The organism is Streptomyces sp. NPDC028928, from assembly GCF_055564915.1.
Genome location: NZ_JBVHVI010000009.1, coordinates 1 through 19,510, shown reverse-complemented (window position 1 = coordinate 19,510; position 19,510 = coordinate 1). Strand labels below are relative to the sequence as shown.

Annotated in this window: 19 protein-coding genes and 1 tRNA gene; 6 read left to right on the top strand and 14 right to left on the bottom strand. The window is 72.1% G+C overall.

The genetic code is table 11. The features are described from left to right. Positions 1-105: 105 nt before the first annotated feature. Positions 106-187, bottom strand: a tRNA-Tyr gene (locus ACZ4U1_RS21880). A gap of 237 nt (positions 188-424) precedes the next feature. On the opposite strand from ACZ4U1_RS21880, the gene ACZ4U1_RS21875 reads away from it, so the two are divergent. Continuing rightward, entirely contained in the window at positions 425-913 is a 489-nt protein-coding gene (locus ACZ4U1_RS21875; RefSeq protein WP_059252003.1) for a YajQ family cyclic di-GMP-binding protein, read from the top strand. Between the two features lie 58 nt (positions 914-971). On the opposite strand, the gene ACZ4U1_RS21870 is transcribed toward ACZ4U1_RS21875, so the two are convergent. Further along, a complete protein-coding gene (locus ACZ4U1_RS21870) occupies positions 972-1,238 on the bottom strand; it encodes a GlsB/YeaQ/YmgE family stress response membrane protein (RefSeq protein ID WP_189298116.1) in 267 nt (88 codons plus the stop codon). Between the two features lie 154 nt (positions 1,239-1,392). On the opposite strand from ACZ4U1_RS21870, the gene ACZ4U1_RS21865 reads away from it, so the two are divergent. Continuing rightward, positions 1,393-2,646, top strand: coding sequence for an APC family permease (locus ACZ4U1_RS21865; RefSeq protein WP_467905323.1), 1,254 nt, complete (start codon positions 1,393-1,395; stop codon positions 2,644-2,646). A gap of 75 nt (positions 2,647-2,721) precedes the next feature. Here the strand turns inward: ACZ4U1_RS21865 and ACZ4U1_RS21860 are convergent, their stop codons facing one another. From ACZ4U1_RS21860 to ACZ4U1_RS21805, 12 genes are all read right to left on the bottom strand, one after another. Beyond that, entirely contained in the window at positions 2,722-3,114 is a 393-nt protein-coding gene (locus tag ACZ4U1_RS21860; RefSeq protein ID WP_467905322.1) for a YccF domain-containing protein, read from the bottom strand. Beyond that, the gene (gene htpX, locus ACZ4U1_RS21855) at positions 3,111-3,971 is read right to left on the bottom strand and encodes a zinc metalloprotease HtpX (protein ID WP_467905321.1); all 861 of its coding nucleotides are present in this window, start codon (positions 3,969-3,971) and stop codon (positions 3,111-3,113) included. Before htpX ends, ACZ4U1_RS21860 begins: the two co-directional genes overlap by 4 nt. A 191-nt stretch (positions 3,972-4,162) precedes the next feature. Beyond that, complete coding sequence (locus ACZ4U1_RS21850; protein WP_467905320.1) at positions 4,163-5,680, bottom strand: NADH-quinone oxidoreductase subunit N; 1,518 nt, start codon at positions 5,678-5,680, stop codon at positions 4,163-4,165. Next, positions 5,677-7,251, bottom strand: a complete 1,575-nt coding sequence (locus tag ACZ4U1_RS21845) for a complex I subunit 4 family protein (RefSeq protein ID WP_467905319.1) — start codon at positions 7,249-7,251, stop codon at positions 5,677-5,679. The genes ACZ4U1_RS21850 and ACZ4U1_RS21845 overlap by 4 nt, the downstream gene beginning before the upstream one ends. Before the next feature lie 6 nt (positions 7,252-7,257). After that, on the bottom strand, positions 7,258-9,252 hold the full coding sequence (locus ACZ4U1_RS21840) for an NADH-quinone oxidoreductase subunit 5 family protein (RefSeq protein WP_467905318.1): 1,995 nt from the start codon (positions 9,250-9,252) through the stop codon (positions 7,258-7,260). Continuing rightward, the gene (nuoK, locus tag ACZ4U1_RS21835; protein WP_388321532.1) at positions 9,249-9,638 is read right to left on the bottom strand and encodes an NADH-quinone oxidoreductase subunit NuoK; all 390 of its coding nucleotides are present in this window, start codon (positions 9,636-9,638) and stop codon (positions 9,249-9,251) included. Before nuoK ends, ACZ4U1_RS21840 begins: the two co-directional genes overlap by 4 nt. Then, the gene (locus ACZ4U1_RS21830) at positions 9,638-10,222 is read right to left on the bottom strand and encodes an NADH-quinone oxidoreductase subunit J family protein (protein WP_467905317.1); all 585 of its coding nucleotides are present in this window, start codon (positions 10,220-10,222) and stop codon (positions 9,638-9,640) included. Before ACZ4U1_RS21830 ends, nuoK begins: the two co-directional genes overlap by 1 nt. Further along, the gene (locus ACZ4U1_RS21825; RefSeq protein WP_467905316.1) at positions 10,219-10,770 is read right to left on the bottom strand and encodes a NuoI/complex I 23 kDa subunit family protein; all 552 of its coding nucleotides are present in this window, start codon (positions 10,768-10,770) and stop codon (positions 10,219-10,221) included. Before ACZ4U1_RS21825 ends, ACZ4U1_RS21830 begins: the two co-directional genes overlap by 4 nt. A 2-nt stretch (positions 10,771-10,772) precedes the next feature. Further along, the gene (locus ACZ4U1_RS21820) at positions 10,773-11,741 is read right to left on the bottom strand and encodes a complex I subunit 1/NuoH family protein (protein WP_467905315.1); all 969 of its coding nucleotides are present in this window, start codon (positions 11,739-11,741) and stop codon (positions 10,773-10,775) included. Next, complete coding sequence (locus ACZ4U1_RS21815) at positions 11,738-12,994, bottom strand: NADH-quinone oxidoreductase subunit C (protein WP_467905314.1); 1,257 nt, start codon at positions 12,992-12,994, stop codon at positions 11,738-11,740. Before ACZ4U1_RS21815 ends, ACZ4U1_RS21820 begins: the two co-directional genes overlap by 4 nt. Beyond that, complete coding sequence (locus tag ACZ4U1_RS21810; RefSeq protein ID WP_467905313.1) at positions 12,991-13,602, bottom strand: NADH-quinone oxidoreductase subunit B; 612 nt, start codon at positions 13,600-13,602, stop codon at positions 12,991-12,993. Before ACZ4U1_RS21810 ends, ACZ4U1_RS21815 begins: the two co-directional genes overlap by 4 nt. Beyond that, entirely contained in the window at positions 13,593-14,012 is a 420-nt protein-coding gene (locus tag ACZ4U1_RS21805) for an NADH-quinone oxidoreductase subunit A (protein ID WP_467905311.1), read from the bottom strand. The genes ACZ4U1_RS21810 and ACZ4U1_RS21805 overlap by 10 nt, the downstream gene beginning before the upstream one ends. 221 nt (positions 14,013-14,233) lie before the next feature. On the opposite strand from ACZ4U1_RS21805, the gene ACZ4U1_RS21800 reads away from it, so the two are divergent. From ACZ4U1_RS21800 to ACZ4U1_RS21785, 4 genes are all read left to right on the top strand, one after another. After that, on the top strand, positions 14,234-15,487 hold the full coding sequence (locus tag ACZ4U1_RS21800) for a sensor histidine kinase (protein WP_467905310.1): 1,254 nt from the start codon (positions 14,234-14,236) through the stop codon (positions 15,485-15,487). Between the two features lie 176 nt (positions 15,488-15,663). Further along, on the top strand, positions 15,664-16,989 hold the full coding sequence (locus ACZ4U1_RS21795) for a sensor histidine kinase (protein ID WP_467905309.1): 1,326 nt from the start codon (positions 15,664-15,666) through the stop codon (positions 16,987-16,989). A gap of 142 nt (positions 16,990-17,131) precedes the next feature. After that, a complete protein-coding gene (locus ACZ4U1_RS21790) occupies positions 17,132-17,791 on the top strand; it encodes a LuxR C-terminal-related transcriptional regulator (protein WP_467905705.1) in 660 nt (219 codons plus the stop codon). A gap of 277 nt (positions 17,792-18,068) precedes the next feature. Further along, positions 18,069-19,510: 2-oxoacid:acceptor oxidoreductase family protein (locus ACZ4U1_RS21785; protein ID WP_467905308.1), on the top strand; the 1,442-nt coding region annotated here is incomplete at its 3' end.

Genomic DNA, 19,510 nt, shown 5'->3' with positions numbered 1-19,510 from the left:
AGCAAAAAAGAAAAAAAAGAGGGGGGGGGGGGGGGCCCCCCCCCCCCCCGCCCCACCCCCCCCCCCCCCCCCCCCCCCCCCCCCCCCGGGCCCCTTGTTCCCGTGTGGCGGCGCCAGGATTCGAACCTGGGTAGGCATAGCCGACAGATTTACAGTCTGCTCCCTTTGGCCGCTCGGGCACACCGCCGGGTAGTGCTGCCGTCTCGAACCCGCTTTCGGCGGTGTTCCCCGGCAACGACGTAAACAATACCCGATGCACAGGGGTGCTTCGCCACCCGGTTGATCTCCGCCCCCGGCCCCGGAGGGTGGCTAGGCTGGTGCGGATGCGGCCCGGTGCTGCACCGGGCCCGGCGGTCGCCGCCGCGCACGCCGGCACGCACCTGATACGCACCCCGACAGCACCCGATACAAGGAGCCACAGGACATGGCCGACTCCAGTTTCGACATCGTCTCGAAGGTCGAGCGGCAGGAGGTCGACAACGCCCTCAACCAGGCCGCCAAGGAGATCTCGCAGCGCTACGACTTCAAGGGCGTGGGGGCCTCGATCTCGTGGTCCGGTGACAAGATCCTCATGGAGGCGAACTCCGAGGACCGGGTGAAGGCCGTCCTCGACGTCTTCCAGTCGAAGCTCATCAAGCGCGGCATCTCGCTGAAGGCGCTGGACGCGGGTGAGCCGCAGCTCTCCGGCAAGGAGTACAAGATCTTCGCGTCGATCCAGGAGGGCATCTCCCAGGAGAACGCCAAGAAGGTGGCGAAGATCATCCGCGACGAGGGCCCCAAGGGCGTGAAGGCTCAGGTCCAGGGTGACGAGCTGCGCGTCAGCTCCAAGAGCCGCGACGACCTGCAGACCGTGATCGCGCTCCTGAAGGGCAAGGACTTCGACTTCGCGCTGCAGTTCGTGAACTACAGGTGATCGTGAGAAGGGTGGGCACCCTGCGGTGCCCGCCCTTCGTGCTGCCGTGCCCGCGCGCTCAGTCGCGTGAGTTCCCGAACAGGATCCGGTAGACGATCAGCAGCACCAGGGAACCGCCGACGGCCGCGGCCCAGGTGGCCCCGTCGTAGAAGTTCTTGCTGATCGGGTGGTCCAGCCAGCGGGCCGATATCCAGCCCCCGATGAACGCGCCCGCGATGCCGATGAGGGTCGTGCCGACGAAGCCGCCGGGGTCGCGTCCCGGCAGCAGGACCTTGGCGATGGCTCCGGCCAGCAGTCCCAGGATGATCCAACCGATGATGCTCATGCCGTGAACCTGCCCTTCCGCGCTGCGTCCGCACTGTCGGATCCATGGGTTTCCGGTGCGGATCCGCTGTCGTCGCGCGCGTGTTCGTGCCGTGTCGATGAAGAGGACGTCACCGGTCCACCCGCCGGTTGCCGAGGTCAGTAGGGTGCGGCGCATGACACGTACCGATGCCGCTCTGCGCCGCAGTCTGGGCCTGCGGGACGCCGTGGTCGTCGGCCTGGGCTCGATGGTCGGTGCCGGCGTCTTCTCCGCGCTGGGGCCCGCCGCGCGGGCGGCCGGTTCCGGGCTGCTGCCCGGGCTCGCCGTCGCCGCCGTGGTGGCCTACTGCAACGCCATGTCCTCGGCCCGGCTCGCCGCCCGCTACCCGGCCTCCGGCGGGACGTACGTGTACGGCAGGGAGCGGCTGGGCGCCTTCTGGGGGTATCTGGCCGGCTGGGCGTTCGTGGTCGGCAAGACGGCCTCCTGCGCGGCCATGGCGCTCACCGTGGGCGCGTACGTGTGGCCGGGTCAGGCGCACGCGATGGCGGTCGCGGCCGTGGTGGCGCTGACCGCCGTGAACTACGGCGGGATCCAGAAGTCGGCCTGGCTGACGCGGACGATCGTGGCGGTCGTCCTGGCCGTTCTCGCGGCCGTGGTCGTGGTGTGCCTGGCCTCCGGGCGGACCGACACGGGGCGGCTGGACATCGGGCTGTCCTCGGGGGCCGGCGGGGTGCTCCAGGCGGCCGGGCTGCTGTTCTTCGCGTTCGCCGGGTACGCGCGGATCGCCACCCTCGGGGAGGAGGTGCGCGATCCGGCGCGGACGATTCCGCGGGCGGTCCCGCTGGCCCTCGGGATCGCCCTGGTGGTGTACGTGTGCGTCGCCGTCGCGGTGCTCGCCGTGCTCGGCGCGGGCCGGCTCGGGCATGCGGCGGCGCCACTGGCCGACGCGGTGCGGGCGGCCGGGGTGCCGGGGCTCGTGCCCGTGGTGCGGGCCGGGGCGGCGGTGGCCGCGCTGGGCTCGCTGCTCGCGCTCATCCTCGGGGTGTCCCGTACGACGCTCGCCATGGCCCGGGACGGGCATCTGCCGGGCGCGCTGGCGGCCGTGCACCCGCGGTTCCGGGTGCCGCACCGGGCGGAGCTGGCCGTGGGCGCGGTGGTCGCCGTGCTGGCCGCGACGGTGGACGTGCGCGGCGCGATCGGCTTCTCGTCCTTCGGTGTGCTCGCCTACTACGCCGTCGCCAACGCCTCGGCCTGGACGCTGAACCCGGCCACGCGCGCGCGTGTGGTGCCCGTGGTGGGCCTGCTGGGCTGCGCCACGCTGGCGTTCGCGCTGCCCGCCGTCTCGGTGGCCGTGGGCGCGGGCGTCCTCGCGGTGGGCGTGGCCGCGTACGGCGTACGGCGGTGGTGGGCGGGGCGGCGCGGGGCGTGACGCGCGTACGGCGGGGCGTGACGCGCGTACGGGGGGGGCGGCTCGGCGTAGGCCGGTGTGCTCGGGACGGTGTGCTCAGCGGGCCGCGAACGGCTGGTCGGTGGGGACGATCTCGCGGCCCAGCGGAAGCAGGGAGACCGGTATCAGCTTGAAGTTGGCGATGCCGAACGGGATGCCGATGATCGTGACGCACAGGGCGATGCCGGTGGCGATGTGCGCGAGCGCCAGCCACCAGCCGGCGAGGAGCAGCCACAGGACGTTGCCCACGCAGGAGGGGGCGCCCGCGTCGCGCCGCTCGACCGTGGTGTACCCGAAGGGCCAGAGGGCGTAGAGGCCGATGCGGAAGGCGGCGATCCCGAAGGGGATGGCGATGACCGTGATGCACAGCAGCACGCCGGCCAGCAGATAGCCGAGGAACAGCCACAGGCCGCTCAGGACGAGCCAGATGACGTTCAGGATGGTCTTCACGGGCGTCCTGCCATCTTCTCCAGGCGGGCGATGCGCTCCGCCATCGGCGGGTGGGTGGAGAACATCTTGGACATTCCCTGGCCCGGGCGGAAGGGGTTGGCGATCATCATGTGGCTCGCCGTCTCGATCCGGGGCTCGGGAGGCAGCGGAAGCTGCTGGGTGCCCGTCTCCAGCTTGCGCAGGGCACTGGCGAGGGCGAGCGGGTCGCCGGTGAGGTGGGCGCCGGAGGCGTCCGCCTCGTACTCCCGGGAACGGCTGATGGCCAGCTGGATCAGGGTGGCGGCGAGCGGACCGAGGATCATGATCAGCAGCATGCCGAACAGGCCGGGGCCGTCGTCGTCGTCCGAGCGGCCGACCGGGATCAGCCAGGCGAAGTTCACCAGGAACATGATCACGGAGGCGAGCGCGCCGGCGACCGAGGAGATCAGGATGTCCCGGTTGTAGACATGGCTCAGTTCATGGCCGATGACGCCGCGCAGCTCCCGCTCGTCCAGCAGGCGCAGGATGCCCTCGGTGCAGCACACGGCCGCGTTGCGCGGGTTGCGGCCCGTGGCGAAGGCGTTGGGGGCCTCCGTCGGCGAGATGTACAGCCGGGGCATGGGCTGGCGGGCCTGCGTGGACAGCTCCCGCACCATCCGGTACAGCGCCGGGGCCTCGAACTCGCTGACCGGGCGGGCGCGCATCGCGCGGAGCGCCAGCTTGTCGCTGTTCCAGTACGCGTACGCGTTCGTGCCCAGGGCGACCAGGACCGCGACGACCAGTCCGGCGCGGCCGAAGAAGCTGCCGATGACGATGATGAGTGCGGACAGCCCCCCGAGGAGTACGGCGGTCCTGAGCCCGTTGTGCCGGCGGTGCACGGTGCGCCCTCCAAGTCGTGCAGCTGGGGAACACTCTGATCCAGTGGACCCTCCCGCTTCTGACAACGCCAGGCGGCGGTCGCGAGTTCCCCGGTGTGTGCGGACGCATGGATCGGCCGTACGGGTGACATGCGGGTTCGGCCTCACGCACGCGTGACGGCACGGGTGCCCCACGCGCGCGTGGCGACTCGTCAGAACAGTCCGGTGGCCGCGAAGCGGAGGACCAGCTGGGGTGCTCCGGACAGGGCGACGCCGAGGACGCCGGTGACGGCGAGGGCGGCCGTGACAGGCGCCGGGACGCGGTGCCGGGCGGGCTCGCCCTCGGGGACGCGGAACAGCAGGGCCGTCCACTGCAGGTAGTAGAACAGGGCGATCACGACGTTGAGGGCCATGACGACGGCGAGCCAGCCGAGGCCCGCGTCGACGGCCGCCGAGAACACGGTGACCTTGGCGAACAGGCCGATGACGCCCGGCGGCAGCCCGGCCAGGCAGAGCAGGAAGAAGGCCAGGAGGAGCGCACTGAACGGGTTGGTGGCGTACAGGCCCCGGTAGTCGCTGATCCGGTTCAGGGCCCGGCTACGGCCCACCAGCGCGGCCACCGCGAAGGCGCCGAGGTTCACAGCGGCGTACATCAGGGCGTACGCGACCGTGGAGCCGATCGCCTTCTCGGCGTCCTTGGTGTATCCGGCGGCGGCGATCGGCACCAGCAGGTAGCCGGCCTGGCCCACGGAGGACCAGGCGAGCAGCCGTACGGCGCTGTACGCGCGCGTGGCCTGCTGGCGCAGGGCGGCGACGTTGCCGACGGTCATGGTGAGGGCGGCCAGGGCGGCGAGCGCGGGCCCCCACACGTCGGCGTACGACGGGAAGGCGACGACGGTGACGAGGATCAGCCCGGAGAAGCCGACGGCCTTGCCGACCACGGAGAGGTAGGCGGCGACGGGCAGGGGCGCGCCCACGTAGGTGTCGGGCACCCAGAAGTGGAACGGCACGGCGGCCGTTTTGAAGGCGAAGCCGACGAGGGTCAGGACGACGCCGGCCTGGGCGAGGGTGTGCAGTGGGCCGTCGACGTGCGGCAGGCGCTGGGCGACCTGGGTGAGGTAGAGGGTGCCGGTGGAGGCGTAGACGAAGCTGATGCCCATCAGGCTGACCGCGGTGGCGGTGACCGAGGACAGGAAGAACTTCAGGGCGGCCTCGGAGGACCGCTTGTCGCCGTGCCGGATGCCGACGAGGGCGAACGCGGGCAGGGAGGCGACCTCCAGGGCGACGATCAGGGTGGCCAGGTCGCGGGAGGCGGGCAGCAGGGCGGCACCGGCCGCCGAGGACAGCAGCAGGAACCAGAACTCGCCCGCCGGGACGCGCCGCCGCTCGTCGTCCAGGTGGGTGACGGACAGCAGGGCCGCGAGCAGCGCGCCGCCGAGCACCAGGAACTGGATGACGAGGGTGAAGTGGTCGGCGGTGTAGCTGCACGCGCGCGTACCGCCGGTGAGGCAGAAGGTGCTGCGGTCACCGTCCAGGAGGGGCAGGAGCAGCAGGGTGGAGGCGGCGAGTCCGGCGACCGAGACCCAGCCGAGCACGGCCTTGCGGGGCTCGGGCACGAACAGGTCGGCGACGAGGACGCCGAGCGCCACGACGGCCGCGAGGGTGGGCGGGGCGATCGCGAGCCAGTCGACGGACTGGACCAGCGACTCGGCAAGCGGCTGGGCGCTCATCGGGTGCCTCCTGCGAGGAGCTGCTGCACGGCCGGGTCGGTCAGGCCGAGCAGGGCCTTCGGCCACAGTCCGGCGAGGACGGTGAGGGTGACGAGCGGGGTCCAGGCGGCGAACTCGTACCCGTGGACATCGGCGAGTTTCGGCACCTCCCGCTCGGCGCCGCCCATACAGACGCGGCGGACCACGATCAGCATGTACGCGGCGGTCAGCAGGGTGCCGAACGCGCCGATCGCCATGAAGGTGAGGAAGGCCGGCCGGCTGAGGTCGGCGGCGGGCCGGAACGCGCCGAACAGCGCGAGCATCTCGCCCCAGAACCCGGCGAGTCCGGGCAGGCCGAGGGAGGCGACCGCGCCGAAGGCGAGCAGCCCGCCGAGGCGCGGTGCCCTGCCGTACAGGGCTGCGCCGGTCTCCTCGGCGAGGGTGTCCAGGTCGGTCGTGCCGGTGCGGTCCTTCAGCGCGCCGACCAGGAAGAACAGCAGGCCGGTGATGAGGCCGTGGGCGATGTTGGCGAACAGGGCGCCGTTCACGCCGGTCGGGGTCGTGCTGGCGATGCCGAGCAGGACGAAACCCATGTGGCCGACGGAGGAGTAGGCGATCAGCCGCTTGAGGTCGCCCTTCGCGCCCTGCTTGGCGAGGGCCAGGCAGGCCAGGGACCCGTAGATGATCCCGACGACGGCGAACGCGGCGAGGTACGGCGCGAAGGTGTGGAAGCCGTCCGGCGCCACCGGCAGCAGGATCCGGACGACCCCGTACGTGCCCATCTTCAGCAGAACACCGGCCAGCAGCACCGAGCCGACGGTCGGCGCGGCGGTGTGGGCGTCGGGCAGCCAGCTGTGCAGCGGCCACATCGGCGTCTTCACGGCGAGCCCGATCCCGATCGCCAGAACGGCGATGACCTGCACGGATGTGGTCAGGGACCGGCCGTTGTCAGTGGCGAGTGCCACCATGTCGAACGTGCCCGCCTTGATTCCGATCAGGAGCAGGCCGAGCAGCATGACCACGGAGCCGAGCAGCGTGAACAGGATGAACTTCCACGCGGCCCGGGTCCGGCCCTCGCCGCCCCAGCGGGCGATGAGGAAGTACATCGGGATGAGCACCATCTCGAACGCGAGGAAGAACAGCAGCAGGTCGAGGACGGCGAAGGTCGCGAGGGTGCCGGACTCCAGCAGGAGCAGCAGGGCGACGAACGCCTTCGGGGACGGGCCCGACGGCGGCTTGGAGTAGGAGTAGAGCGCGCAGAGGAAGGTCAGCAGCGCGGTCAGGACCAGAAGGGGGAGGGAGATGCCGTCCATGCCGAGGTGGATCCGCACGTCGAGTGCGGGGATCCAGCTGATGTCGGTCGTGGCCTGCATCTTCGACGGATGGTCGTGGTCGAAGCCGAGCGCGAGGACGATCGCGGCGATGAGGACCGCGCCGGTCACGGTCACACCGTGCCGCAGCACGGCCTGCTCGGGGGACTTCCCCTTCAGTCCGGGCGGGGCCGGGAGGAGAGCGGCGGCGGCGCCGAGGAGCGGGCCGACGACGACGAATGCCAGAAGGAACTGCATCACGGACTCGTTGATATCGATCACGCCTGCTCACGCTCCCGTGGCGACGAGGAGGACGGCGACCGCCAGGACGACGGTGCCGGCGAGCAGCGCGCTCACATAGGTCTGCACATTGCCGGTCTGGGCGCGCCGTACGGCAGCCCCGAGCAGCCGGGGCAGGGCGGCGGCACCGTGTACGTAGGTGTCGACGACCTCGCGGTCGAGGAACCGGACGAGACTCGCTCCGGCCTGGACCGGGCGGACGAAGAGCGCCGCGTACACGGCGTCCAGGTGGAAGCCGGCGGCCGCGGGACGGTGCAGCGGGCCGAGGAGGAGCCGTGAGGGGTCCGCCGGGTCGGGGGCGTAGGCGATGTCGCCGTAGGCCGGCGCGTGGGTGGCGATGGCCTCGGCCTCGACCAGTCCGGCGTCCTCCTCCGGGTGGGCGGCGACCGCGCCCAGCGGGACCCGGGCGGCGACCTGGGTGGTGCGCTGCCAGGCGCCGTAGGTGAGGAGCCCGCCGACCAGGGCGAGGCCCGTGCCGAGGATGGAGGTGAGCAGGGTCGGGGTGAGGTCCCGGCCGTCGAACCAGTCGGGCAGCGCGCGGTAGGCGAGCCCGCCGAAGGCCAGGGACGGAATCGCCAGGACCCACAGCACCACGGTCATCGTCAGCGGCTGGCGGCCGTGGTCGGGGGCCTCGGTGCCCCGGCCGCGGAAGGCCAGCAGCCACAGCCGGGCCGCGTACGCGGCGGTCAGCAGGGCGGTGAGCAGGCCGGCGACGAGGACGATCCAGCCCGCGGCCCCGGGGGCGTGCTCGGTGTGGCCGGTGGTCACGTGCTCGGCGGCGCCGAGGACGGACTCCTTGGAGAAGAAGCCGCTGAAGGGCGGGATCGCGGCGAGCGCGAGCAGCGCCACGGTCATCGTCCAGTAGGCGTCCGGGATGCGGTCGCGCAGGCCGTGCGTGCGGGACATCGCGGCCAGCGAGTTGGTGCCGGCGGCGTGGATGATCACGCCGGCCGCGAGGAACAGCAGCGCCTTGAAGGCGCCGTGCGACAGGAGGTGGAAGACGGCGGCACCGCGGTCGCCGACGGCGAGGGCGCCGGTCATGTAGCCGAGCTGGCCGACCGTCGAGTAGGCGAGGACGCGCTTGATGTCGTCCTGGGCGAGCGCGGCGAGACCGGAGCCGGCCATGGTGACGGCGGCCATGACGGCGAGGACCACCATCGCGGCCTGGGAGGCCTCGAAGAGCGGGAGGAGACGGGCGATGAAGTAGACACCGGCGGCGACCATCGTCGCGGCGTGGATCAGCGCCGAGACGGGCGTCGGGCCCGCCATCGCGTCCGGGAGCCAGGTGTGCAGCGGGAACTGCGCCGACTTGCCCGCGACACCGGCGAGCAGCAGCAGCGCGATCAGCGTCGGGTGGTCGATGCCACCGCTCGCCACGGCGCCGAGGACGCGGGTGATCCGGAACGACCCGGCGTCGCCGGCCAGGGCGAACAGGCCGATGAGGAAGGGCACGTCGCCGAGCTTGGTGACCAGGAAGGCCTTGAGGGAGGCGGCGCGGGCCTCGGGGGTCTCCCAGTAGTGGCCCACGAGGAAGTAGGAGCAGATGCCCATGACCTCCCAGCCGACCAGCAGCACGATCAGGTCGCCGGAGTAGACGACCAGGAGCATCGCGGAGGTGAACAGGGAGACGAGAGCGGCGTACGAGGGGTAGCGCGGGTCGTCGCGCAGGTAGCCGGTGGAGTAGATCTGCACGCAGGTCGCGACGAAGGCGACCAGGACGGCGACGAGCGCGGCGAAGCCGTCGATGTGCAGGGCCAGCTCTACGGGGACGGACCCGGTGGGCGTCAGCTCGGTGTGGGCGTCGACGGCCGCGTCACCGCCCTGCCGTACGGCGACCAGCGCGGCCAGCACCAGCGAGGCCAGCGGCGGCAGCACGGCGAGCGGGCGGACGAACCCGGGCGCGGTGCGGCCGAGCAGCAGGCCGGCCGCGGCGCCCAGGAACGGCAGGAGCGGGACGAGGGCGGCGAGGGTGGTCGTGGTCACGCGGGGGCCTCAGCCTTCTCGGCCGCGGAGGTGCCGGGGCCCTCGGTGTCGGGGCCTGCCGTCTCGGGGCCCTCGGCGGTGTCGCGGAGCTTGTCGATGTCGGAGGTGCCGCGGTTGCGGTAGACGGCGAGCACGATCGCGAGGCCGATGCCGATCTCGGCGGCGGCGATGGCGATGGTGAACAGGGTCAGGGCCTGGCCGGAGTGCAGGGTCTCCTTCGCGGTCCGGCTGAGCCAGACGTCGAAGGCGACCAGGTTGAGGTTGACGGCGTTGAGCATCAGCTCGACCGACATCAGGACCAGGATCGCGTTGCGGCGGGCGAGGACGCCGTACAGGCCGGTGCAGAAGAGGAGGGCGGAGAGTACGGCGGGGTAGGCGAGGTGCATCAGCGGGCGCCTTCCTTCCCGGGGGCCGCGGGTGCGGCGGGCGTGTCCGCCTTGGCCTTGCGGGACAGGACGATCGCGCCGACCAGCGCCGCGAGGAGCAGCACGGAGAGGGCCTCGAACGGCAGCACCCAGTGCCGGAACAGGCTCGCGCCGGTGACCTTGGTGGTGCCGGCGGCCGGGCCGTCCAGGTCGATCCAGGTGGTCCGGAAGGCGTCGGTGACCACCCACACCAGGGCCACCGCGGCGGCGACCGCGACGGTCAGCGCGGCCCAGCGGTTGCCGGAGTCGGCGTCCGGGGAGCGGCCGATGGGCGCCTTGGTGAGCATCAGGCCGAACAGGAGGAGGACGACGACGGAACCGACGTAGATCAGGACCTGGACCCAGGCGATGAACTCCGCCGTGAGCAGCAGGTACTCCACGGCGAGGCCGCCGAGCGCGACCACCAGCCAGAGGGCGGCGTGCACCAGCTGCCGGGTGGTGACGGTGATCAGCGCGGCGCCGAGGGTGACCAGGCCGACGAGGAGGAAGGCGATCTCGACACCGGTCGGGGACAGGAAGCCGTGCTGGGCCTGGGCGAGCGTCATGACGTCCCCTCCCCCGGTTCCGCCTGCGCGGCGGCCAGCTTCTCGGCGGTCTTGCGGGCGGCGGCGATCTCCTTGGGTTCCTCCGCGCCGGGGTCCAGGGCGGGCGGGGCCGGCACGGTCCACATCCACTCGCGGAGCTTGTCCCGCTCGTGGGTGAGGTCGCGGATGTCGGTCTCGGCGTACTCGAACTCCGGGGACCAGAACAGGGCGTCGAAAGGACAGACCTCGATGCAGATACCGCAGTACATGCACAGCGAGAAGTCGATCGCGAACCGGTCGAGGACGTTGCGGCTGCGCTCCCGGCCACCGGGGGTGGCGGGCGGCACCGTCTCCTTGTGGGAGTCGATGTAGATGCACCAGTCCGGGCACTCGCGGGCGCACAGCATGCAGACCGTGCAGTTCTCCTCGAACAGGCCGATCACGCCACGGGTGCGCGGCGGGAGTTCGGGCAGGGCGTCCGGGTACTGCTCGGTGACGTGCTTCCTCGTCATCGTGCGCAGGGTGACGGCCAGGCCCTTGGCGAGGCCGCTGCCGGGGATGGGGGCCATGGTTAGCTGATCACCACCTTGACGATGCCGGTGAGGGCGATCTGGGCGAGGGAGAGGGGGACGAGGAGGGTCCAGGACAGCTTCTGGAGCTGGTCCTCGCGCAGCCGCGGGTAGGTCACGCGGAGCCAGATGACCAGGAAGGCGAGGATCGCGGTCTTCAGCAGGGTCCAGACCCAGCCGAGGCCGTCGGCGCCCCACGGGCCGTGCCAGCCGCCCAGGAAGAGGACGGTGGTCAGGCCGCACAGGACGACGATGCCGGCGTACTCGGCGAGCAGGAACAGGGCGAAGCGCAGGCCGGTGTACTCGGTGTACGCGCCGAAGATGATCTCCGAGTCGGCGACCGGCATGTCGAACGGCGGGCGCTGCAGCTCGGCGAGTCCGGCGACGAAGAAGACGACCGCGCCGACGATCTGCCAGGGCACCCACCACCAGTGGAAGGAGTGCAGGATGCCGGGCAGGGAGACCGTGCCCGCGGCCATCGCGACCGAGGCCGCCGCCAGCAGCATCGGGAGTTCGTAGGCGAGCAGCTGGGCGGCCGTGCGCAGGCCGCCGAGCAGGGAGAACTTGTTGGCGCTGGCCCAGCCGGCCATCAGCGAGCCGAGCACGCCGACGCCCATCACCGCGAGCACGAAGAACACGCCGGCGTCCAGGACCTGGCCGACGGCGCCCTCGCTCGGGCCGATCGGGACGGCGAGCAGGACGAGGAGGTACGGCAGCAGGGCCACGGCGGGGGCGAGCTGGAAGACACGGCGGTCGGCGCCCGCCGGGACCACGTCCTCCTTCTGCGCGAACTTCACGCCGTCCGCGATGAGCTGGGCCCAGCCGTGGAAGCCGCCCGCGTACATCGGGCCGAGGCGGCCCTGCATATGGGCCATCACCTTGTGCTCGGTCTGGCCCACGATCAGCGGGAAGGTGAGGAAGACGACGAAGACGACCAGGAGTCGCAGGGCGACGTCCAGCGCGCCGTTCACTGCGGGCCTCCTGTGGGGTCGTCGGGGGTGCTGGGGGTTTCGGGGCTGTCGGGAGTCCCGGGGCTGTCGGGGGTGCCGTCCTGCTCCGGTCGGGGGGCCTCCCGCTCCGGCTCCTCGAAGGCCGGGCGGGCGTGGTGCCACGGGGCGTCCGAGCTGCGCGGGGCCGTACTCCGGCGGACAGCTTCGCGGGCAGGTTCGCGGACCGGTTCGGTCGGGGCCTGTTCCGCGGGCTGGGTCCGCTGTGAGGCCGAGCCTTCCGAGGCGCTGCGCGCGCGGCGCGGCCGGGCGGGTGTGGGCGCCGGGCCGGGCTCGTGGGCCACCGAGGCCTCGGTGGCCGGCCCCTGCGTCGGGCCCTCCGCCGCCGGCGTGGCGTCTCCCTCGGTCGCGGCCTGCTTGCGCGTCGCCGCGTCCCCGGCGTCCCCGGCGTCGCCGACCCGTGCCGCCTGCTGGCTCGCCGAGCCCTCGCTCGCACTCCGCGTCCTCCGCGGCCGGGCAGCGGCACCGGCACCGGCGGCCTCTTCCGCCTGACCCGGCTGAGGCGGCTGGGCCGCCGCCTGGCTGGCCGAGCCCTCCGAAGCCGAACGGGTCCGCCGTACCGGACGGTCCCCCGCCGCGCGGGCCGGACGCTCGCCCGCCGCGCGGCCCGCCGCCGCCCTGGCCGGGCGGGCCGGGGCAGGGGGGAGCTGGCCCTTCAGGGGGCCCCACTCGTTGGGGTCGGGTACGCCCGGCGGCAGCATCTGGCGCCGCTTCGGCCCCCCGTGCTCGGACTCGCCGGGTTCCTTGGCACCAGGCCAGGCCTTGGCCACGCGGGCGGCGAGGACGAAGTCCTTGCGGAGCGGGTGGCCCTCGAAGGTCTCGGGGAGGAGCAGGTGCTCCAGGCCCGGGTGGCCCTCGAAGACGACGCCGAACATCTCGTGGGTCTCGCGCTCGTGCCAGCCGGCGCCCGCGTAGACGCCGACGGCCGAGGGCAGGGCGGGGGCGTCGTGCGGGACCGTCGTACGGACGAGGAGACGGCGGACCGGGTTCAGGGCGACGACGTGCGCGGAGACCCGGAAGCCCGTGCCCGGTTCGTCGACCGCGCTCAGCCAGTCGAAGTAGGTGCAGGACAGGGTCGTACGGGCCGTCTCCAGGGCGGTGAGCCAGGAGGACGGCGGCACGTCCACGGTCAGGAGGTCGTACGACTCCTCGGCCGTGGCGTCCGGGCCGAAGAGTTCCTCGGCGGGGGCGGGCAGCCAGCCGGCGGCCGTGCTCATCGCGCGTCCCCCTCACCGGCCGGCACGGGGGGCTTCACCAGGCCGCTCTGCAGCGCCGCCGCCGACGGCCGGGCGGGCCCGTTGCCGTACCGCTCCCCCAGCGACTCGCGGGCGATCTTCTCCTGGAGCTTGAGGATGCCCTGGAGCAGCGCCTCGGGGCGGGGCGGGCAGCCGGGGACGTAGACGTCGACCGGGATGATCTGGTCGACGCCCTTCGTCACCGAGTAGGAGTCCCAGTACGGGCCGCCGCAGTTGGAGCAGGCGCCGAAGGAGATGACGTACTTCGGCTCGGGCATCTGCTCGTACAGGCGCTTGACGGCCGGGGCCATCTTGTCCGTGACCGTGCCCGACACCACCATCAGGTCGGCCTGGCGGGGGCCCGGCGCGAAGGGGATGACGCCGAGCCGGATGAAGTCGTGCCGTGCCATCGACGCGGCGATGAACTCGATCGCGCAGCAGGCGAGGCCGAAGTTGAAGACCCAGAGCGAGTAGCGGCGGCCCCAGTTCAGGACGACCTTCATCGGCTCGGGAGCGAGGCGGGCGAGCGCGCCCAGCCGCTTCGGCTCCGGCAGGTACACGGACTCGGAGGTCGAGGGGTTCACGTCCATGCCAGGACGCCCTTCTTGTATGCGTACAGCAGGCCCACGGCGAGGAAGCCGAGGAAGATGAACATCTCCACGAGGGTCGTCGCGCCGTAGCCGGGGGCGGCGAAGACCGTCGCCCAGGGGAACAGGAAGATCGAGTCGACCGCGAAGATCACGTAGAGGAAGGCGTAGACGTAGTAGCGGACCTGGGTGTGGGCCCAGCCCTCGCCGACGGGGTCGACACCGCACTCGTAGGTCAGGAGTTTCTCCGGCGTCGGTACCACCGGGCGCAGCAGGCGGCCCGCGCCGAAGGCGACCGCGACGAACAGCACGCCGATGAGGGCGAGCAGTCCGACCACCGAATAGGACCGGAAGTAGCCGGCCGCGACGATGTCCGCCGCGGCGAACGACGAGTCCCCCAACGTCTCCCGCACCGTCCGTCCCTCGCTCCCTGACCTCGTGACTTGGTGAACTCTGTGATGCAACGTGATTCGAGGATGTGTACGCACGGGAGTCTAGGCCCTGATAAAGAACCGGTAAGCAGCCCGTCACGCCGTGAGACAGCAGGTTCCGGTGAGGGTGGGGTTTTCCCCCGGCGGCGGAGGGCGGCGTACCGCATGGCGTGAACGGTGCCCCGCACGGCACGCTGATCAGCATGACCGCTCCCAGCCCCGCCGCCGACCGGCCCGGCGACACCGACCGCAGCGACCACAGTGACCGCACCGACCGCACCGACCGCACCGGCGGGCGTGACGGCCGCGACGGCCTGCACCGGCTGCCGCCGCCCCGCCCGGCCTACGACGCGCACACCTGGAAGGAGATCGCGCATCTCCTGCTGAACCTGCCGGTGGCGGTGTTCGGATTCGTGTACGCGGTCACGGTGCTGACGGCCGGCGGCGCCCTCACCCTCACCGCGATCGGTCTCCCGCTGCTCGCGCTCTGCCTGCTGGGCGCACGGCAGCTGGGCAAGCTGGAACGGGCCCGGGCCCGGAAACTGCTCGGGGTGCGGGTGGAGGAGCCGTCTGCGCTGCCGATCGCCAAGGGCGGGGGCCCGGTGCAGCGGCTGTGGATGGCGCTGAAGGACCCGGTGGGCTGGCGGACCCTGCTGTACGACGCGATCCGGCTGCCCTGGGGCATCCTCACCTTCTGCACCGTGCTGACCTCCCTGTTCGTGCTGTGGCCGGTGCTGCCGTACCTCGCGCGGGGCCTGGCGAACGTGGACCGGGCGATGGTGCGCGGGCTGTTGTCGCCCTCGGACGAGCTGGAGCGCCGTATCGCCGAACTGGAGTCCGACCGCGGGATCGTGGTCGACACGGCGGCCGCGGATCTGCGCCGGATCGAACGGGACCTGCACGACGGCGCCCAGGCGCGGCTGGTCAACCTGGCCATGGGGCTCGGCCTGGCCAAGGAGAAGCTGCTGGAGGATCCCGACACGGCGGCGGCGATGGTGGAGGAGGCGCACGGCGAGGTGAAGCTGGCCCTCCAGGAGCTGCGCGACCTCGCCCGCGGTATTCATCCGGCCGTGCTCACCGACCGTGGCCTGGACGCGGCCCTGTCCTCGGTCGCCTCCCGCTGCACGGTGCCGGTGACGGTGACCGTGGACCTGCCGGCCCGGCCCGCGGAGGCCATCGAGGGCATCGCCTACTTCACTGTCTCCGAGCTGCTGCAGAACATCAGCAAGCACAGCGGGGCACGGACCGCCTCGGTCGATGTGTGGCGGACCGAGGACCGGCTGCTCATCCAGGTCCGGGACGACGGCCGGGGCGGCGCCCGGCTGGACGGGGGCGGCGGGATGCAGGGCCTGGCGGAACGGCTCGGCGCGGTGGACGGCCTGTTCGTGGTCGACTCCCCGGCCGGCGGCCCGACCGTGGTCACCGCGGAGCTGCCGTGGCGGAACCGCACGGCCTGAACCCCACGGCGTGCCGAGGGGTGGGGGAAACCCCCCGCCCAAGACGCCGACGGACTCCATGTCGCCGGACCGCGCGGCGGACGACCCTGGATGTACGGCCCCACGAAGCGGACGTCCTGACGTACCGCCGTACGGCTGAACCCGCCCGCCAGGACGAGCAGAACGGAACACCAGCGATGGTCACGGAGTACGGACAGGGCTACGCCCACCGCAGCGAGCGGCACCACCGGCTGCCCCCCGCGCTGCGGGCGCCCGTCGAGGCGCGCAGCTGGCGCGAACTCGGCTACGTGCTGCTGGGTCTGCCGGTCGCGATCGTGCTGTTCGCCTGGACGGTGACGATGGTCGCGCTCGGCGCGGGCCTGCTGGTGACCTTCCTCGGCATCCCGGTGCTGGCGGCGGCCCTCGCCGGCTGCCGGGGCTTCGGGGTGCTGGAGCGGGCGCGGGCGCGCGGGCTGCTCGGCCTGGAGGTGGCCGCCCCGGAACCGCTGCGGCTGTCCAAGCCGGGCGCGGCGGCGTGGATGGGCGCGATGCTCAAGAGCGGCGCCTCCTGGCGGCACGCGCTGTACGCGCTGGTGCAGTTCCCGTGGGCGGTGTTCTCGTTCTCGGTCGCGGTGAGCTTCTGGACCTGCGGCTGGGCGCTGCTGAGCTATCCCCTGTGGTTCTGGGTGTTCCCGGCGTACGCCGGCGAGGGCGGCATCCAGCTGTACGGCGACGCCCACCACAGCGTCTACCTCGACAACCCCTTCGAGATCGCCGTGACCGCGCTGATCGGTCTGCTGTTCACGCTGGCCACGCCGTGGCTCGTGCGGGCGCTGACCACCGTGGACGGGCTGCTGGTGCGCGGGCTGCTCGGGCCGTCGCCGCTGTCGGCGCGAGTGGTGGAGCTGGAGTCGGACCGGGGGGCGGTGGTCGACACGGCCGCCGCCGACCTGCGGCGCATCGAACGGGATCTGCACGACGGGGCGCAGGCCCGGCTGGTCGGCCTGGCGATGGACCTGGGGCTGGCCAAGGAGAAGCTGCGGGAGGACCCCGGCACGGCGGCGGCGATGGTCGAGGAGGCGCACGGCGAGGTGAAGCTGGCCCTCCAGGAGCTGCGCGACCTCGCCCGGGGCATCCACCCGGCCGTACTGACCGACCGCGGCCTGGACGCGGCCCTGTCGGCGGTCGCCTCCCGCTGCACGGTGCCGGTGCGGGTGGAGGTCGACCTGCCGGCCCGGCCGACGCCGGCCATCGAGGGCATCGCCTACTTCACCGTCTCCGAGCTGCTGCAGAACATCAGCAAGCACAGCCGGGCACGGACCGCCTCGGTCGACGTCTGGCGCGCGGAGGACCGGCTGATGCTCCAGGTGACCGACGACGGCGTGGGCGGCGCCGACGTCTCCCGCGGCTCCGGGCTCGCCGGGCTCGCCGCGCGCCTGGACGCGGTGGACGGCGTCCTGGTGGTGGACTCCCCGGCGGGCGGCCCCACCCGGGTGATCGCGGAACTGCCCTGGCGCGGCTGAGGACAACCACGGCCCCGCTCTCCCCCCGGTACGGCGGCGGCCCGGCGCGAATCCTGGAATGCTGGTCCTCCGGAGAACGGCGTGGACCGGCGTCGTCGCGGGGAACGGGCTGTGGGGGGACCGGAAGATCGTGGAGGACAGGGTGCGGGTGGTCATCGCCGAGGATTCAGTGCTGCTCCGGGAGGGCCTGACCCGGCTGCTGACCGACCGGGGGCACGATGTCGTCGCCGGTGTCGGGGACGCGGACGCGCTGGTGAAGACCATCTCGGAACTGGCCGAGCAGGGCGAGCTGCCGGACGTGGTGGTGGCGGACGTGCGGATGCCGCCGACGCACACCGACGAGGGCGTCCGGGCGGCCGTACTGCTGCGCCGGCTGCACCCCGGGCTCGGGGTGCTGGTGCTGTCGCAGTACGTCGAGGAGCGCTACGCCACCGAACTGCTGGCCGGATCCAGCCGGGGCGTCGGCTATCTGCTCAAGGACCGGGTCGCGGACGTACGGGAGTTCGTGGACGCGGTGGTGCGGGTGGCCGACGGCGGTACGGCGCTGGACCCGGAGGTGGTCGCGCAGCTGCTCGGTCGCAGCCGCAAGCAGGACGTGCTGACGGGGCTGACGCCCCGGGAGCGCGAGGTGCTCGGGCTGATGGCGGAGGGGCGGACGAACTCGGCGATCGCCCGGCAGCTGGTGGTCAGCGACGGTGCCGTGGAGAAGCACGTCAGCAACATCTTCCTCAAGCTCGGGCTGACGCCGAGCGACGGCGACCACCGGCGGGTGCTGGCCGTTCTCACCTACCTGAACTCCTGAGACAGGGGGCCGGACGGACGCGGGCCGGGGACCGGACGACAGCCGGACGGGGAGAACCTGAACCGGACGGGGAGAACCTGAGAACGCGCGGGGAGCGCCTTGACCGGCGCCTCGGCGATGCGGGACATGATGTGAAGTCAGCGCGACAGGCCGTCTCGAATTCGTCCAATCCACGGATGACCTCGGGAAGGCGACCCTAACCGACGTAGGGTTGATCCTGGGATGGTCCGTGGGACGACCAGGCCCCGGACAGCCGCCTCGAAGGAGGTCCAGTTCAGTGACCAGCCAGGTCAGCAGCCCAGCGGAGCAGACCGACGGAACCGTCGTGGGAGAGCAGCGCAAACCGGGCGGCGCGAAGGACGTGCGGCGCCTGGACCGGGTGATCATCCGGTTCGCGGGGGACTCGGGTGACGGCATGCAGCTCACCGGTGACCGGTTCACCTCGGAGACCGCTTCGTTCGGCAACGACCTCTCCACCCTGCCGAACTTCCCCGCCGAGATCCGCGCCCCCGCCGGCACCCTGCCGGGTGTCTCGTCCTTCCAGCTGCACTTCGCCGATCACGACATCCTCACCCCCGGTGACGCGCCGAACGTCCTCGTCGCCATGAACCCGGCCGCCCTGAAGGCCAACATCGGCGACCTGCCCCGTGGCGCCGAGATCATCGTCAACACCGACGAGTTCACCAAGCGCGCCCTGCAGAAGGTCGGGTACGACGCCTCTCCGCTGGAGGACGGCTCGCTCGACGGCTACAGCCTTCATCCGGTGCCGTTGACGACGTTGACGGTGGAGGCGCTGAAGGAGTTCGACCTGTCCCGCAAGGAGGCCGAGCGCAGCAAGAACATGTTCGCGCTGGGTCTGCTGAGCTGGATGTACCACCGGCCCACGGAGGGTACGGAGAGGTTTCTGAGGTCGAAGTTCGCGAAGAAGCCGGCCATCGCGGAGGCGAACATCGCCGCGTTCCGGGCGGGCTGGAACTTCGGTGAGACGACGGAGGACTTCGCGGTCTCCTACGAGGTGGCGCCGGCCGCGCAGGCGTTCCCGGTCGGTACCTACCGCAACATCTCCGGCAATCTGGCTCTGGCCTACGGTCTGATCGCCGCGTCCCGGCAGGCGGACCTGCCGCTGTTCCTGGGTTCGTACCCGATCACGCCGGCCTCGGACATCCTGCACGAGCTGAGCCGGCACAAGAACTTCGGTGTGCGTACCTTCCAGGCGGAGGACGAGATCGCGGGGATCGGGGCGGCGCTGGGCGCGGCGTTCGGCGGTTCGCTGGCGGTGACCACGACGAGCGGTCCCGGTGTCGCCCTGAAGTCGGAGACGATCGGCCTCGCTGTCTCGCTGGAGCTGCCGTTGCTGGTGGTGGACATCCAGCGTGGTGGTCCCTCGACGGGGTTGCCGACCAAGACGGAGCAGGCGGATCTGCTGCAGGCGATGTACGGCCGTAACGGTGAGGCGCCGGTGCCGGTGGTGGCGCCGCGGACGCCGGCGGACTGTTTCCAGGCCGTGCTGGAGGCGGCGCGGATCGCGCTGACGTACCGGACGCCGGTGATGCTGCTGTCGGACGGTTATCTGGCCAACGGCTCCGAGCCGTGGCGGATCCCGGATCTGGAGGAGCTGCCCGATCTGCGGGTGCAGTTCGCGCAGGGCCCGAACCACACCCTGGACGACGGCAGTGAAGTGTTCTGGCCCTACAAGCGGGATCCGCGGACGCTGGCCCG

What these genes read in the sequence shown, in the direction of transcription:
- ACZ4U1_RS21795 (WP_467905309.1), top strand. Translation starts at nt 15,664, where the DNA reads ATGGTCACGGAGTACGGACAGGGCTACGCCCACCGCAGCGAGCGGCAC.
- ACZ4U1_RS21800 (WP_467905310.1), top strand. Translation starts at nt 14,234, where the DNA reads ATGACCGCTCCCAGCCCCGCCGCCGACCGGCCCGGCGACACCGACCGC.
- ACZ4U1_RS21830 (WP_467905317.1), bottom strand. Translation starts at nt 10,222, where the DNA reads ATGACGCTCGCCCAGGCCCAGCACGGCTTCCTGTCCCCGACCGGTGTC.
- ACZ4U1_RS21865 (WP_467905323.1), top strand. Translation starts at nt 1,393, where the DNA reads ATGACACGTACCGATGCCGCTCTGCGCCGCAGTCTGGGCCTGCGGGAC.
- nuoK (WP_388321532.1), bottom strand. Translation starts at nt 9,638, where the DNA reads ATGCACCTCGCCTACCCCGCCGTACTCTCCGCCCTCCTCTTCTGCACC.
- ACZ4U1_RS21850 (WP_467905320.1), bottom strand. Translation starts at nt 5,680, where the DNA reads ATGAGCGCCCAGCCGCTTGCCGAGTCGCTGGTCCAGTCCGTCGACTGG.
- ACZ4U1_RS21825 (WP_467905316.1), bottom strand. Translation starts at nt 10,770, where the DNA reads ATGGCCCCCATCCCCGGCAGCGGCCTCGCCAAGGGCCTGGCCGTCACC.
- ACZ4U1_RS21870 (WP_189298116.1), bottom strand. Translation starts at nt 1,238, where the DNA reads ATGAGCATCATCGGTTGGATCATCCTGGGACTGCTGGCCGGAGCCATC.
- ACZ4U1_RS21875 (WP_059252003.1), top strand. Translation starts at nt 425, where the DNA reads ATGGCCGACTCCAGTTTCGACATCGTCTCGAAGGTCGAGCGGCAGGAG.
- ACZ4U1_RS21810 (WP_467905313.1), bottom strand. Translation starts at nt 13,602, where the DNA reads ATGGACGTGAACCCCTCGACCTCCGAGTCCGTGTACCTGCCGGAGCCG.
- ACZ4U1_RS21815 (WP_467905314.1), bottom strand. Translation starts at nt 12,994, where the DNA reads ATGAGCACGGCCGCCGGCTGGCTGCCCGCCCCCGCCGAGGAACTCTTC.